Origin of the sequence: Hirschia baltica ATCC 49814, from assembly GCF_000023785.1 — a bacterium.
Classification (GTDB): Bacteria; Pseudomonadota; Alphaproteobacteria; order Caulobacterales; family Hyphomonadaceae; genus Hirschia; species Hirschia baltica.
This window is the reverse complement of sequence record NC_012982.1, coordinates 822207-837507: the sequence shown is the minus strand read 5'-3', so window position 1 is coordinate 837507 and position 15301 is coordinate 822207. Positions and strand designations below refer to the sequence as shown.

Below are 15301 nucleotides of genomic sequence, written 5' to 3'. Positions count from 1 at the left end.
TTGACAAACCGACAAAACCGAATCCGCACTGCACTAATAACTGTTTTAACACCTGAACTTCTGGAAGTCGAAGATGAATCCCATCTTCATGCCGGTCACGCAGGTGCTAGCCCAACTGGCGAGACACACTACAGCATTAAAGTCTGGTCCAAAAGCTTTGAAGGCATGAACCGTGTCGAAATTCACAGAAAAATCAACGAAACTCTACAATCTGAGTTCGATTCAGGGCTTCACGCACTCTCAATACGCATCGTAAAACCGAATTTAGACAATTGAGACGACCTGCCTGACGAAACATCTTTTGCAAAAAACGCGGCTAAACCACGATTCGAGTGAGATTGATCAGCTGATTTAAGTCCGGAAAAATTACCTTCTCAAAATTCGATATTCTATTTGAGAAGGTAAATTTACGTCCCCCCAACCAAGAGGCATTTGATGTGTATATCCGAGGACTTGCTTCAGTAACAACTAGGGAAAACCCCATTTTGAAAGGAAATATTTCTATTTTGAATTATAACTTCGCGGGATAAGGCCCTTACCGCGCGCAAGACCAATCGCTTGGGAAGTTGTGCGTGCATTCATCTGCTTGCGAATTTTTGTCAAATGGCCCTCCACCGCTTTAACGCTAACGCCTAGACGGTCCGCCGTTTGCTTGTCTGTTTGTCCATTTGCTTTGGCTTGCAGCACCTCAATTTGACGCTTTGTCAGATCATGGTCTTTAAGCGGTGTTCCAACACGCCGATTCAGTAGCATCACACCTTCATGCACAAATTTTATACTCGCAAGATCAAAAAGAATGCGCACATTGGGATCACGTACTAATGTCTTCCCATAAAGCGACACAAGATAATAAGACCCATTTAATGTTGGTATCAGGCGGCTATACCCATCAGCATATCCATGAGCAGCAGCATCTTCCATCACCTTCAAACCGGCTTGGCTTACAGGCAAATTAGACACCAACTCATCCCAATACCCAGCATCAAAACCTTTCAATAAAGATTCAAATACCGGATCGACTTCAAAATATCTCTGATCGGCATAATGGCGCGCCCAAACTTTCGGCCATTCACCAAAACCACGGCTTAGCTTCACATCACCGCCAATGACCGCCCATGCGGAACTTGCAGTGACACCATAAGGCGCAACTAAGTCTTGAAAAAGTCGCCCCAAAGCCGGCACATCTGTGCATTCTTTCGCTTCTCTCGCGAATACAAATAAACTATTTGCAATATTATCCGACACCATAACCACCCCTCAGATCAATCGGTCTCCTCAATTTGGCCACATTTCGCCACAATTAGCCACATTTTGTCACAAATAGCACGTGCTTAAAACACGTCTAAAGTTGTGTTGGAAAAACAGTATACGGATAAAACTACAGTCCCAGATCGCGTCTGACTCTCAAGCCCGTAATCTGATTGCGGTGTTTACGCAATATTTCAAATTGGTAACCGTGAAACACGAATTTCCGTCCTGGCTCAGGAATAGATTGCGTTTCATGAATCACCAGTCCAGCGACAGTCACGGCTTCCTCATCGGGCAAGTCCCAATCCATCGCACGGTTCAAATCCCGAATAGGTGCCCATCCATCCACAAACACTGATCCATCCGGTTGAGGACGCACACCCTCTACCGTCACATCATGTTCATCTCGGATTTCACCTACAATTTCTTCCAGAATATCTTCAAGCGTAATCAACCCCATGATCGCACCATATTCATCAACCACGATGGCAAAGTGAGACTGACTCTGTTGGAAATGATCCAACTGATCCTGCAAAGATGTTGTTTCGGGCGCAAATAATGCTTTTCGTTTCACGCTTTCCACATCAAGGCTAGAAAAATCGCCTTCCGCTTCCATAATGGCGCGCAGCAAATCTTTCGCGTGTAGAATGCCGATAATTTCTTCTTTATCGCCTCGATATAAAGGCAATCGGGTGTGCGGGCTTTCAAGCGCTTGGCGCACAATGTCATCAGGTGGAATATCCGCATCAATCATGATGATCGATTTCCTGTGCACCATGACATCAGCAACAGTTAGCTCTTTGAGGTCTAAAACACCGCCCAAACGGTGCTTATCTTCAACTTCCACATTTCCATCCACAACGTGCATATCAATTGCACCGCGAATTTCATCAACTGGAGAGAAAGCATCAGCTTCTGTTTTAACACCGAACAAAGATAAAGTTCCGCGCACGACAAGCTGCACAAAACGCACAACGGGTTTCAGCACCAAGACAAGAATTGATATCGGCCAAGAAACAGACATGGCTGTGCGATCAGCATTATTCAGCGCATATGTTTTTGGCATAACCTCTGAAAACACCAACACAAGAACAGTCATTGCAGCCGTCGCCACAGCAACCCCGTTTGCGCCAAAAATTTTCAACAAATATGACGTCGCAATGGATGTTGCGAGAATATTGACCAGATTATTCCCAAGCAGAATAGACCCGATCAAGCCTTCTTGGTTTGATAAAAGCCTGACAACACGCGCAGCGCCTTTCTTGCCTTCTTTTTCAAGGCTCAGCATACGTGCACGAGATGCAGCCGTCAGAGCTGTTTCAGACCCAGAAAAGAACCCCGACATCATCAATAGGACAAACACGATTATTGGCGGCAACACCAATCCCACATCAATATTCATATTGTCTTATCTAGTCCGCCGTTTCAATTTTCAAAAATGCCCGTAAACTATCGGCATCTACTTGTTTCTCAATATAGGACTGCCCAATTCCCTTGGCGAGAATAAGGGTCAGATTTCCCTGCTCAGTTTTCTTGTCATGCATCATATGTTCCAACAAAGCATCGCCTTCGTAAGGACCACCTGATAATTTACGTACATCTGTTTCAAGGCCTAGCGCAAATATAGCCTTTTCAGCCCGAACAGCTTCTTGTCCAGAGCATAATCCTAAAGCTTGGGAATAGCGAAATGCCATTGCCATCCCCGTTCCAACAGCTTCCCCGTGCAACAAAGCAGGACCAAAACCATTGGCACGCTCTAAAGCATGAGCAAATGTATGACCTAAATTGAGCAAGGCCCGTTTTCCACGCTCTGTTTCATCTTCAGACACAATCCGCGCTTTAGCTTCACATGACACACGCACAGCTTCGGATAATATTTCTGGGTCAGCGGCATTCAACTTCTCAGCATTTTGCTCGATAAACTCAAAGAATTCAACATCATCAATCAAACCATACTTGATGACTTCCGCAAGACCAGCGCGCAATTCACGCACAGGCAATGTCTGCAAAACATCCTGATCAGCAATCACCATTTCAGGCTGATTAAACAACCCAATCAGATTTTTACCCATTTTTGAGTTGATCGCTGTTTTGCCGCCCACTGACGAATCTACCTGCGCCAATAATGTTGTCGGCACTTGTACAAAACGCATTCCGCGTTTCAAAAGCCCCGCAACTAAGCCCGTCAGATCACCGATGACGCCGCCACCAAGCGCAATGACAACATCATTGCGATCTGCGCCCTGCGCCATTAATGCATCAATCGTGCTTTCAAGATTAGCATAACATTTCGTCGATTCCCCGGGCGGCAAGACTTCCACAAAAGCAGAAATGCCTTCTTTGGCCAGCCCAGCTTTAAGCGTTTCTAAGTGAATTTTCGCAACATTTTCATCTGTCACAATGTAAACGCGAGGCTGCTTCAAAATTGGTTTGGTCAACTCACCCGCACGCGACAATAACCCGCTCGCTATGTGAATATCATAGCTACGTTCGCCCAAAGCGACGGTAACTTGCATGGCAGATTTATTAGTCATTCACTTCTCACTCAAACATTCAACGCCGAACGCACGGCATCGACCGTCGTTTTATGTGGGCCATCTATGGACGCAACTTCATAATCGGCCAATGCGTATATCGGTTTTCTTAAAGTTAGAAGGTCAGCCAATACTTGTTTTGGATTTTCCTTCTTTAATAAAGGCCGGCCGCCCTTTTTACTGACACGCCGCCACAAGGTTTCAAGATCAGCATTCAGCCAAACCGTAATAGCATTTTTCTGCATGATTTCTCGCGTCGCTTCATTCATGAACGCGCCGCCGCCTGTCGCCAGAATCATTCTAGGTTCTTCAAGCAGGCGCTCAATCACGCGCGCTTCGACGCGTCTAAACTCTTCTTCACCGTGTTTTGAAAAAATTTCCGGGATGGTCATAGACGCTGCTTTTTCCACTTCGTCATCACTATCAAAAAATGGAATCTTCAATTCTTGCGCCAATCGCCGGCCCACAGAAGACTTACCTGCCCCCATGATACCCACAAGCACAATTGTCTGTTTATGCGGATCTTGTGCATTAAACTGCACCTTTGCCGCTTTTTGGTCGTTTTCAATCGATAAACCGTGTGTCACAAAAAAGCTCTTTGCCGATAGACTCAATATACGCTTATACAACCCGTAAGATGGGAGCAATTCATGCGAAACCAAAGAATGGCCGGAAAAAAAGAAAAATCCATGCTTCCAAAGCTGATTTTTCTATTATTGCTCGTAGGTGTAGCAGCTGGGGGTGTATTTTACTTTGCTGATAAAGCCGAAAAGAATGCGCCGAATGTAGAAGAGATTCGCATGGAGGCAACAAATGTTAAAATCCGCTAAGTGTATTTCAGCATCGATTCTAGTCCTTGCCAGCGTTTTAAGCCTACCCGCAACAGCTCAAATCATCTCTTCAGGCTCGCTGACAGAAGTTGACCCTTGGGGTGTCGGCTGGAAAAGCGGCAAAACAAACGGCTTAAACTCAAATCTTTGGGCAGCCACAAGCGCACAAACAGTCAATGAACTCCTCGGATCAATTGACGGACACCTGCTTTCATCTGCTCAGTCTAATTTATTGCGGGCTGTCATATTGTCCGGCGGCAAAGCACCTATCGGCGATATCAATGAAGCAACAGGCCAACGTCTGCGTCTTTTGCGTGAGCTTGGCGAAAACGCCCACGCCAATAATCTGCTTCAGCGTTTTCCATCAGAAGCATGGTCAGAAGATCCACACAAATATGAAGCCGACCTAGACCTCGCCACAGGTGATAATCAACGCGCCTGTGCAGCAGTAGAACTTGCTCCAAGTGAAGACCCATATTGGCAAACACTTCGCGCAACATGTTTTGCGCTAGCGGGAAATGCAGCTGCGGCAAATCTCGCTGCCGAAATGGCTGTTTCCACTGGTGAAGAAGACCCTTGGTTTTTTGAAGCCGTTGGAGCCATTGCCGAAGTCAAAGCCGGAAATGACAAAATAAAACTTCCACCAGCTAATTATTCTTCTGGTGCTGCGATCGCGCTTTCATTAGCTGCAGACCTGCCAGCCGCACCCGATGCCGCCACAAGCATCCCGGTGACTTATGCTGCGCTTCTTTCTGAGCGCACAGACGCATCAGATGAAATCCGCATGCAAGCCATGCTGCACGCCGCTAGAGCCGGCATTATAGAAGCGGCCAAAGTTCGCCGCGCTGTTATATCACCAAAGCCAGCAATGATTGCACCTGATCCAAACCTTCCAGCAGATCAACAGCCACAAGCTGACTCAGATATCCTTAGAAATCCGCTAGAGCGCGCCGTTGATAGTGTCACTAACCCTGCGCTTTCCATGCAAGACAAAGCTACTCAGCTAATTGCTGCGCTCGCAGCATCCTATGGAAACGCTCAGGATTATTCACTCAACGCCAAAATTTTGCTGCCAGAGCTAAAATCCATTCCGCAAATTAGAGAGACGGCACAACTCAGCCCTTCTTTTGTCGAAGCTGCACTTGCAGCAGGTGATATTGCGCTTGCGAAAAAATGGCGCGATGCGATGGACAACACATTTGATGAACCACCGCCAGCTCCAGCACCGACAATGCAACCTACTGGCTTGGTTCAACAACCTCAGCCCGTGCAAATTGATCCTGCAACAGGAAAACCGCTTGCATCAGGTCCAATGAATTTGACGCCGACACTAAGTCAGCAGCCAAATGACACATCGCTCACACTCGATGAACAATTGGCCGCATTAAATGCCAACCAAAACGCACCAAACTCAGCAGTAAATGGACAGCCCTCTACCATTGAAGCGCCACTACCAGCACGTTTACCACCGATTTTACACTCAGAATGGGACAAAGCGCGCTTTGATGTTTTAATCTTGTTCGCGACTGACAATGCTAAATCTCAAGACATTACAAAAGTTGCGCAAAGCCTCATGGCGCAAAATAAACAGCACCCAATTGAATCAGCACAGCTGCTGTCGCTAATGTCAGGTATCGGATACAAACTTCCACCAGAAGCACGGCATTTGATCGCTGATTATCAAAATTCAGTTCCAAGCATGGAATTAATTTTACAAGATTATCAAATGGATACGGCATTGCGTACCGACGCAACAGGTGAAGCTGTGCTGCGTGCGTTTTTAATATTAAGAGACAATCAACCTCATTCTGGTTCACTCATCCCCTATACAAACAGCTTAAATACGTTGAGCCAAAATGGCCTAGAAAAAAACGCCAAAGCCATCGCATTTGAAGCTCTTGCACCATGGGGTAAACCAAAAAATTGATTTCTATCAATATGATAGGGTCTATTTTCAGAAAGTGACAAATCGCTATGTCCGTGCGTCTTGATTTTCGCCGCGTCGATGCTTTCCTTGAAATGATGAGCGCCTCGAGAGGTGCCTCACAAAACACGCTGGATGCCTATCGACGCGACCTTTCTGATGCGTCTGAATTCCTCGCAGATAAAGGCGGCTTGGTTGGAGCAAATAGTGAAAACCTGTCCGCTTATATGCGCGACTTGGACAGCCGAGGTATGGCAAAATCAACTGCTGCTCGTCGATTGTCTTCGCTAAAATCCTTCTTCAAATTTGAATTAGAAGAAGGCGAACGCGAAGATGATCCAACCTCACGATTAGACGGCCCGCAAATCATCCGCAACATTCCAGACGTTCTGTCAAAAGAAGAAGTTGTCGCTCTTATAAATGCCGCCGATGGCGATGAACCCTCAGATATTAGAGACCGCTGTATTCTGGAATTATTATATAGCGCAGGCCTTCGCGCGTCAGAAGCTTGTGAACTTCCAATGTCATCTCTTCCACGCGGAAAAGATACGGCGCTGATTATACGAGGTAAGGGAGATAAAGACCGTTTAACCCCGTTAGGCAAACCTGCTAGAGATGCCCTTGAGCAATGGTTTAGTGTACGTGAGAAATTTCTTCCCAAGAATGAAACCCGTAAAATCGCTGATAAATACGTATTTCCTTCACGCGGAAAAACTGGGCACTTCACACGCAGAAGACTAGCACAAATACTAGAGAACCTCGCCACTAAAGCCGCAATTTCTCCCAAAAGAGTCACACCTCACGCGCTAAGACATGCCTTCGCAACACACCTTTTATCAGGCGGCGCTGATCTGCGCGCAGTCCAAATGCTGCTAGGCCATGCCGATATATCAACAACGCAAATCTACACTCATGTCATGACAGATGAATTGCAAAAGCTCCTAGAAGCTGCGCATCCCCTTTCTAACCCATACTAATTTTGCGACCAAATTTATCGACTAAAATCTTTAATTGACGCAGTGCAGCATAAAGTTTAGTTTCGAAGAAAATATATAAAATTCGATACGGGAAGGGTCCAAAATGTCTAAAGCAAAACCACCACGAAGCTTCTTCAAGCCTTTAGCTATTGGCGCACCCGCTCCTTTTCGTGAACTTCCCGTCAATGTGGAACGCATGATTCACTTTGTGCCGCCACATATCGAAAAAGTACGTGCAAAATCAGGCGACATCGCAAAAAAAGCAGATGTTATCCTCGCAAACCTTGAAGATGCCATTCCAACTGACGCCAAAGAAGCGGCACGTGCTGGTGCTTTGGCAATGGCAAAAGAGTTTGATTTTGCGGCAACAGGCACGGGGTTTTGGGCAAGAGTTAATTGCTTGAATTCACCTTGGTTTTTAGATGATGTCACAGAATTAGTCACAAAAGCAGGCAATCAATTAGATGTCATAATGCTGCCCAAAGTCGAGGGCCCATGGGACATACATTATGCTGACCAATTGATCGCTCAGCTGGAAGCCAAAGCAAATATCAAACGCCCAATCATGCTCCACGCGATTTTAGAAACGGCTGAAGGCGTTCAAAATGTCGAGGAAATATGCCTCGCCTCACCACGTATGCACGGAATTTCACTTGGCCCCGCCGATCTTGCCGCCTCTCGCGCAATGAAAACAACTCGGGTCGGCGGCGGCCATCCTTTTTACAAAGTCATAGAAGACCCGCATGCAGACGGCAGCGCCCGCGCAGCTGCCCAGCAGGATTTATGGCACTATACAGTCGCCAAAATGGTTGATGCTTGCTGCACTGCAGGAATTAAAGCTTTCTATGGCCCATTCGGAGATATTGCTGATCTAGATGCCTGCGAGCAACAGTTTAAAAATGCTTTCCTCATGGGATGTGCCGGCGCATGGAGCCTACACCCGAATCAAATCAAAATTGCAAAAGACGTGTTTTCTCCAGCAATTGATGAAGTCCTCTTCGCCAAAAAAATCCTCGAAGCCATGCCAGATGGTTCTGGTGTGCATATGATTGATGGCAAAATGCAGGATGACGCAACATGGAAGCAGGCCAAGGTTATCGTCGACCTTGCCAAGCAAATTGCAGCCAAAGACCATGACATGGCGTCAGCATACGGTTTTTAGGGCATAAATAGTAGCACCTCGAATTCATTTTTAACGATAAACTGCCCTTAGGACAGGGTTTTCAGAGGCCCAATCTTTCGTCATGATATTTTTCTGAAAAATATATGATGAACGGATTTTCTATGAAATTCTCTGAAATATTCACCTCTATGACGCGGTCAGGAGACACACTCACTGCCCCCATCCATAAGGACTGGTCTCAGGGAAGATCTGCATTTGGGGGCCTTGTCGCAGGGCTAGCCTATCATGCAACGCGTGAAATAAGCGGAGAAAAAAGAGCATTGCGCTCAGCGATGATTTCGTTTGTCGGCCCGACTGGCGACGAAGTTGATATTGATGTCTCTCTGCTTCGTAGCGGCCGCACATCATCATCCTACCGCACGGAAATAAAGAATGGTGCAAACTGTGCGACGGAAGTCATTTTCACCTTCGCCGACCATCGGACAGAATCAATTTTGGATTATCCAGCGCCCGTTAGTCCAGTTCAGAAAACACCTCTTAGCGACCCGACAATTGAGACCTATCACCCGCCATTTCCGTTGTTTTACAGTCAGTTCGAAGTCGCACCAATCCACAATATGCCATTTGCCAAAGCAGAAACGCCTGACCTGTATTGGTGGATACGGCACAATGATGAAGATGCTCGAAAAAGTATGACTGGGCTTATCACATTGGCAGATGCGCTTATTCCTGCCTACGGAACCTCCATGTCAGAATGGACACCAATGTCGAGTGTTAATTGGATGATCAATATGCTTGGTGACAACCCAACGACAGAAGAAGGTTGGTGGCTTGTACGCACAACCGCCGACAGCGCTGGCGGTGGATTCTCAAGCCAGAATATGGCTATCTGGAACACATCCGGTGAATGCGTGATGCTAGCACGTCAGCTCGTTTCGATATTTGCCTAAACGGCTAAATTCTCACTGACCAAAGACTGGAAGAGATTTTTCTGGTCTTGGCCATGCTTGCGCGCCACCGATAATTGTCATGACCGGCCTAATATCATTAGCTGCATCAGATTCGGATGCCGCAGCAAACAAATCTCCATTCATAATTGTGAAGTCGGCAAGCTTACCGACCTCTATTGACCCGATCATATCTTGACGAAAACCAACATAAGCGGCGCCTGTTGTATAGTTTTCCAGCTTTGTGTCTTTGCTAAAAATGTCTTCAAATTTCAGTTCACCGCTGCGCTCAACCTCAAGCCCCAAGCTTTTTGCGCGCTCAATCAATGCCGGCGATAACGCGTCATCCGCAAGAATACGCCAACGCGGATCAGCGTCAGGCAATGCATCATGAAAAGCGATTTCAATATTATCTAGCAACTGATCAAACTCAATGGTTTGGACTTTAAAAACCAATTGCACATGACTTTTCAAGGCAAGCTTCATTGCTTCTTCCAAACTAGGTGTCTCACCCGTCTCTACAAACTGGTCAAATGGTTGGGCGGTATCAATGAGCACTGTCCGCGTTTCCACTAATCCACCTGGAGACACTCCCGGCCCATAAGAAACAAGGCTTTCAAAGCCAGCCTGATTGAGCACATTGTAAATGCGCACGGGTAATTTACCAGACATCGCCAAATCTTCCATTATACGCACATTCTCTGGCACCACATTGAATGCATGAAGGGTTGTCCAGCCCATTTTGGCATACTCAATTGCGGCTGCTTCAATCTGGCTACCTGCCGTATCGTCTAAACCTTCAACAAGCGCACCTGTATGCGTGTTGATTAGCCCAGGGTACATGACCTGCCCGTTCAAATCGACCAGCTTTGTTGTGGGATGTGTATCACCAACAATACCATTGGCATCACCAACATACACAATGCGCGCTTTAATCGTCCCGACAGCTTCAGCAATAGGTGCTTCAGGGTTACCTGTGTAAATCCTTCCGCCAATATAAATAGTGTCTGGGCGCTTTTCTCCACTACAGGCCGAGATATAGAAAACAGCTACAAGAACCGTAATCAATTGGGTCATACGTTGAAGAATACTCATGGCATCTCATCCAAACAAATTTATCTTATCATTCATCCCAAGGCATAGTCGTTCATTACAGATTAGGGAATGCGACAATAAAAAACGCGCCCTGAAATACCAGAGCGCGTTGAAATTTCATCTAACCTTCAAGGTTAGTAATTAAGCAGCAGCTTCTTCAGCTACTTTTTTCGCGATGTCGCGCTTAATTTTAGCTGCTTTTGCGCTAAGCTTTTCTTCTGTTTCCTTTGCAAGGAAAGCATCAAGGCCACCGCGCTTGTCTACAGTACGCAACGCTGAAGCAGCGATACGAAGCTTGAACTCTTGTCCAAGAGCTTCAGAGCGCAAAGATACTTTTACCAAGTTTGGCAAAAAACGACGCTTAGTTCTCAAGTTAGAGTGACTAACGTTGTTGCCTGTGATTGGCTTCTTGCCTGTAAGCTCGCATTCGCGTGACATATGCTCAGTCTCTTATGTTAGCGAGGCGCAGCCGCTTCAATTCTAGTGCGCGCGCTCGGCTTATTAAAAAATCGAAGGGCGGGAATTACACGGCAGATGCTCATTCGTCAACACCCAAGTTGGTCCTTCCGCGTTCTTTCTTCAAGAATAAAGAGTTGAACCCGAAAATTACGGTCATTTAACCCACCCAATATCCTAAATATGCCAGAAACCCAAAACTATTTCAGTTTGTGACAGCGAATTGATCTATTTTTTGATTTTGCCGTCACAAAGCAGTTATTTTGTCCGCAATTCGCCATTATGTTGGTTTCTGAATTAGCATCTGTTTAGAGTTCGCCTTGGAGTATTTCGCTTATGTCTCGTTTAAAAACCATTTTGCGCACAAGCTTAATCTCAACTGGATTACTAGTTTGGGCAGGCATATCTGCGACAGCTTCACCTGAATTGAAGACAGTCAAAAATACCGAGACACATGATTTTGTTCGCCCAATTGATACAATTCAAAACGGTAAAGCGCGCAAATTCGTTGTCGAAATGGAAGCTTTTGTCCCTCCAACGAACTGGCTGCCTCAAATTAAAGGCGGTAAGGCAACAATTTCAGCTGAAGTTTATCCAGACAAATATAACATCCACACCCGTGCTAGTGTTGCTGGCATTGTTGATTGGTTTGTCAATTATTCTTCTACGCTCATTTCAAATGGTGACATCACAGATACAGGCCTCCAACTGCGGCACTATTTTGCTAAAGATGATGAGGGACGGAAAAACCGTTCAACCGAAATCACGCATGATGGCAAAACTGTAAAAGTAAATGTCATCCCCGAGCATGGTGACCTTGGAGACCCTGCTGCAACGCTAGAGCAAAAGCTTGAAGCCGTAGACCCAATTTCTGGCCTTCTCCAGCTTGCACTTGCGCCAAAGGCTGCTTCAGATGTGCCATGCAGCGGCGTTGCGCGTGTATTTGACGGTAAAGGCAGATACAACATCCATCTTGAAAATGGTCGGCATGTCGAAAGCATTGACCTTAAAGGATGGAAAGGCCCAGCCTATGTTTGCCAAGTTCGATACGAAGAACTAGCTGGTTATAAAAAGAAGACACCAGAACAACGTGCTAAAGAAGCAAAAGACATACGTTGGATATCAATGGTTCTAGCAGATATGGGACCAGGTGAATTGCGTGTACCCATTCAAATTGAGGCACGTTCAGAAAAACGCGGCAAGATTACTGTAGAAGCTAAAAAGATCACTTATCTTCCCCTAGAAATGGATCAAGCTGATGCATCCGATACAAACCAATCAGATCAAGGCTAAAGCCTTTCTGGTTTTAAAAAAATAAAAATCCCCTTGCTATTATTGATTGGCACGCTCTAGCGTGGCACCGCAGACGCTGTAAGACGCAATATGGGGTGATATTTCTCGCCCAAAATAGACTATGGAGCCACCAATGACCTTAGGGATAAAGAATGTCCGCGCGGTTTTGGGGCCAACCAATACAGGAAAAACCCATCTAGCCGTTGAGCGAATGGTCGCGCATGAAAGCGGGATGATTGGCCTACCTTTACGTCTTCTTGCGCGCGAAGTTTACGATAAATTGGTCAAGATCAAAGGCGAACGCCTCGTTGCGCTGGTGACAGGTGAAGAGCGCATTATCCCCAAAAATGCACGCTATTATGCCTGCACTGTCGAGGCTATGCCACTTTCTATCCCCGTCTCTTTTCTCGCGATTGATGAAATTCAGATCGCACGTGACCCAGATCGCGGTCATGTTTTCACTGACAGAATATTACACGCCCGAGGCCAGCATGAAACAATGCTATTGGGTGCAGAAACCATGCGTCCAGTGCTCAATGCATTGGACCTCCATGTTGATGCTGAACATAGAGAGCGCTTCTCTGAGCTTAATTATACTGGCCCAATCAAGATTACAAAACTGCCTAAAAGAACGGCAATTGTCGCATTTTCGACAGAGGAAGTGTACTCCATTGCCGAGTTATTGCGTCGCCAGCGTGGAGGTTCTGCTGTTGTAATGGGTGCTTTGTCACCACGTACACGCAATGCACAGGTAGAATTGTATCAATCTGGTGAAGTAGACTATCTGGTTGCAACAGATGCAATCGGCATGGGCTTGAACTTGGATGTCTCGCACATCGCTTTTGCGAGTCGCCGAAAATTTGACGGTCATCGCAGTCGTTTTCTTAGAGCAGATGAAGCAGCACAAATTGCTGGTCGCGCAGGTCGCTTTCGGGATGATGGTACATTTGGCGAAACCAGCGATTGTTTCTTATTTGAAGAAGAAGATATCCAACGGGTTGAGAATCACACTTTTGATCCAATTGATTTTCTCTCATGGCGTAATTCAAGGCTCAATTATTCGTCCCTAGAAGCGCTATCAGACAGCTTGCACAAACCAGCCACACATCGCCGTTTAAAACGCTGTCCAGATGCGCTGGATGAAATTACATTTCAGGCCTTGCGCGGCGACAGTGAGATAAAAGACCTCGTTAAAAGTCAAGAACATGTTCGCCGGCTCTGGGATTTATGCACTCTGCCTGATTTCAGAAAACACGGACCTGACGCCCATGTAAGGTTGGTTCAATCTTTTGCAGAAAAATTGATAAACCCGAATGCGCGCCTTCAAGATACGTGGATTAACAAGCAATTAGAGCGCATAGACAACATAGAAGGCGACATAGATGCATTGCAGGCAAGGCTTGCATCTATTCGCACTTGGACTTATGCAGCCAATCGGCCAGACTGGATCCAACACATAAAAGTTTGGCAATCTCGCACGAGAGACATTGAGGATAGGCTATCAGATGCGCTACATGAGCGTCTGGTAGAGAAATTTGTAGACCGTCGTACCTCGGCGCTATTAAAAAGCTTGAACTCGGAGGAAGCTATGGACGCAGGCGTCGGCCTTGATGGAGAAGTTGTTGTGGAAGGTCACAATGTCGGGAAGCTGGATGGACTCACATTCACCCCTGCAGTGACGAGCCAGACGCTAGAAGGCCGCGCTGTGCGCAACGCCGCATTTAAAGCTCTTAAAACAGTGATTGAAGATAAGCTGAATGCTATTAGCACAGCTGGAGACGGTAATTTCTCAATTCTTGATGACTACCGGATCACATTCCAGGGGCAAACAATTGGTAAAGCTGTTGTCGGCAGCCATTGGCTCGCTCCGAGTGCAGACCTTATCGGTGCACCTGATGCTGAAACCGCAATCCGCGCTCAAGCAGAAAACCGCATTCGTAAATGGCTGTTAGATCACACAAAAGAAGTTTTAAAACCGCTTTTCGATTTACAGGCCACATTAAAATCTGGCCGCCTTACAGGTTTAGCGCGCGGCGTTGCACACCAGCTCGTTGATGCAGGTGCCGCGATTGACCGACGCAAGGATGAAGTGGCCTCATCTCTTTCACGCGATGACCGCGCTGCCTTAAAAGAAGTCGGCGTGCGTACAGGCCGTATTGCTGCTTATATGCCGGGCCTTTTAAAACCTGCTCAAGCTGACCTTTGTTTGAAGCTTCGTGCTTTGGGCACTGACTATGCGCCAATGAAGCCGCCGTCTTCAGCGTCTTTCAAAACTGAAAAAGGCTGGAACCGCGCAAACCTTGAAGCAGCTGGTTATATCCGCCTTGGGCCGCGTGCCGTGCGTGCTGATATGGCTGAACGCTTATCATGGACACTGGGGCAAGAACGCAAAAAGTCTGAAACATCAACTTTTGCAATTCCCCCAGAGCATGCTGCTTTGGTCGGATCACCAGCAGATGATTTCGTTGAAATCCTCAAAGCTATGGGCCTAATGCCTGCGCAAAAGAACAAAGAAACCGGCGCGATCGAATTATGGCGTTTTGCATCAAAACAGCGCCAGCATGAGAAGAAAAAACAAGCCGCAGCTGCACCAACAGCTAAGCAAGTCAAAGCAATGGAAGACAGTCCCTTTGCAGCTCTTGCCGCTTTAACAATGCCAAAAGCAGAAGATGCTCCAGCCAAGCCTAAAAAGAAACGCAAAAAGAAAAAAGCAAAGCCAGCAGCAGCAACTGAAGCAAAAGCCGACACGACACCATCAAATGGTGAGGATGCTTCAGAACAAACACAAACTGTTGAACAAGTTGTTGAAGCTGAAGCATCTGCAGCGGCAAAACCTGATGAAACTGAAACAAAGAACATTGAAGCCTAGGCACG

The 15301-nt window shown here is 46.5% G+C and carries 14 protein-coding genes; 8 read left to right on the top strand and 6 right to left on the bottom strand.

The features are described 5' to 3' along the window. Positions 1-276: a BolA family protein gene (locus HBAL_RS03955; protein ID WP_015826630.1), complete on the top strand. Its 276-nt coding sequence runs from the start codon at positions 1-3 to the stop codon at positions 274-276. 225 nt (positions 277-501) lie between these two features. Here the strand turns inward: HBAL_RS03955 and HBAL_RS03950 are convergent, their stop codons facing one another. The 4 genes from HBAL_RS03950 to HBAL_RS03935 form a co-directional block, all read right to left on the bottom strand. After that, on the bottom strand, positions 502-1248 hold the full coding sequence (locus HBAL_RS03950; RefSeq protein ID WP_015826629.1) for a helix-turn-helix transcriptional regulator: 747 nt from the start codon (positions 1246-1248) through the stop codon (positions 502-504). Positions 1249-1378: 130 nt separating this feature from the next. Continuing rightward, a complete protein-coding gene (locus tag HBAL_RS03945; RefSeq protein WP_015826628.1) occupies positions 1379-2650 on the bottom strand; it encodes an HlyC/CorC family transporter in 1272 nt (423 codons plus the stop codon). 10 nt (positions 2651-2660) lie between these two features. Continuing rightward, entirely contained in the window at positions 2661-3782 is a 1122-nt protein-coding gene (aroB, locus tag HBAL_RS03940) for a 3-dehydroquinate synthase (protein ID WP_015826627.1), read from the bottom strand. A gap of 11 nt (positions 3783-3793) precedes the next feature. Next, entirely contained in the window at positions 3794-4369 is a 576-nt protein-coding gene (locus HBAL_RS03935) for a shikimate kinase (protein ID WP_015826626.1), read from the bottom strand. Positions 4370-4432: 63 nt separating this feature from the next. Here HBAL_RS03935 and HBAL_RS03930 point away from each other — a divergent pair, with 63 nt between their 5' ends. From HBAL_RS03930 to HBAL_RS03910, 5 genes are all read left to right on the top strand, one after another. Continuing rightward, a complete protein-coding gene (locus HBAL_RS03930) occupies positions 4433-4612 on the top strand; it encodes a hypothetical protein (protein ID WP_015826625.1) in 180 nt (59 codons plus the stop codon). Then, entirely contained in the window at positions 4596-6539 is a 1944-nt protein-coding gene (locus HBAL_RS03925; protein ID WP_015826624.1) for a hypothetical protein, read from the top strand. Before HBAL_RS03930 ends, HBAL_RS03925 begins: the two co-directional genes overlap by 17 nt. Before the next feature lie 47 nt (positions 6540-6586). Continuing rightward, positions 6587-7513, top strand: coding sequence for a site-specific tyrosine recombinase XerD (locus tag HBAL_RS03920; RefSeq protein WP_015826623.1), 927 nt, complete (start codon positions 6587-6589; stop codon positions 7511-7513). Positions 7514-7616: 103 nt separating this feature from the next. Beyond that, a complete protein-coding gene (locus HBAL_RS03915) occupies positions 7617-8675 on the top strand; it encodes an HpcH/HpaI aldolase/citrate lyase family protein (RefSeq protein WP_015826622.1) in 1059 nt (352 codons plus the stop codon). Between the two features lie 122 nt (positions 8676-8797). Continuing rightward, entirely contained in the window at positions 8798-9586 is a 789-nt protein-coding gene (locus HBAL_RS03910; protein WP_015826621.1) for a thioesterase family protein, read from the top strand. A gap of 12 nt (positions 9587-9598) precedes the next feature. Here HBAL_RS03910 and HBAL_RS03905 read toward each other — a convergent pair whose 3' ends face one another. Together HBAL_RS03905 and rpmB are read right to left on the bottom strand one after the other, a co-directional pair. After that, entirely contained in the window at positions 9599-10678 is a 1080-nt protein-coding gene (locus HBAL_RS03905; RefSeq protein WP_015826620.1) for an amidohydrolase family protein, read from the bottom strand. 141 nt (positions 10679-10819) lie between these two features. Further along, the gene (gene rpmB / locus HBAL_RS03900) at positions 10820-11116 is read right to left on the bottom strand and encodes a 50S ribosomal protein L28 (RefSeq protein ID WP_015826619.1); all 297 of its coding nucleotides are present in this window, start codon (positions 11114-11116) and stop codon (positions 10820-10822) included. A gap of 354 nt (positions 11117-11470) precedes the next feature. Between rpmB and HBAL_RS03895 the strand changes: the two genes are divergently transcribed. Together HBAL_RS03895 and HBAL_RS03890 are read left to right on the top strand one after the other, a co-directional pair. After that, positions 11471-12427 (top strand): DUF3108 domain-containing protein, encoded by a 957-nt coding sequence (locus HBAL_RS03895; RefSeq protein WP_015826618.1) that lies wholly within the window; start codon positions 11471-11473, stop codon positions 12425-12427. Positions 12428-12560: 133 nt separating this feature from the next. Further along, positions 12561-15296 carry a helicase-related protein gene (locus HBAL_RS03890; protein WP_015826617.1) on the top strand — a complete coding sequence of 912 codons (2736 nt, stop codon included), beginning with the start codon at positions 12561-12563 and terminating at the stop codon, positions 15294-15296. Positions 15297-15301 lie beyond the last annotated feature (5 nt).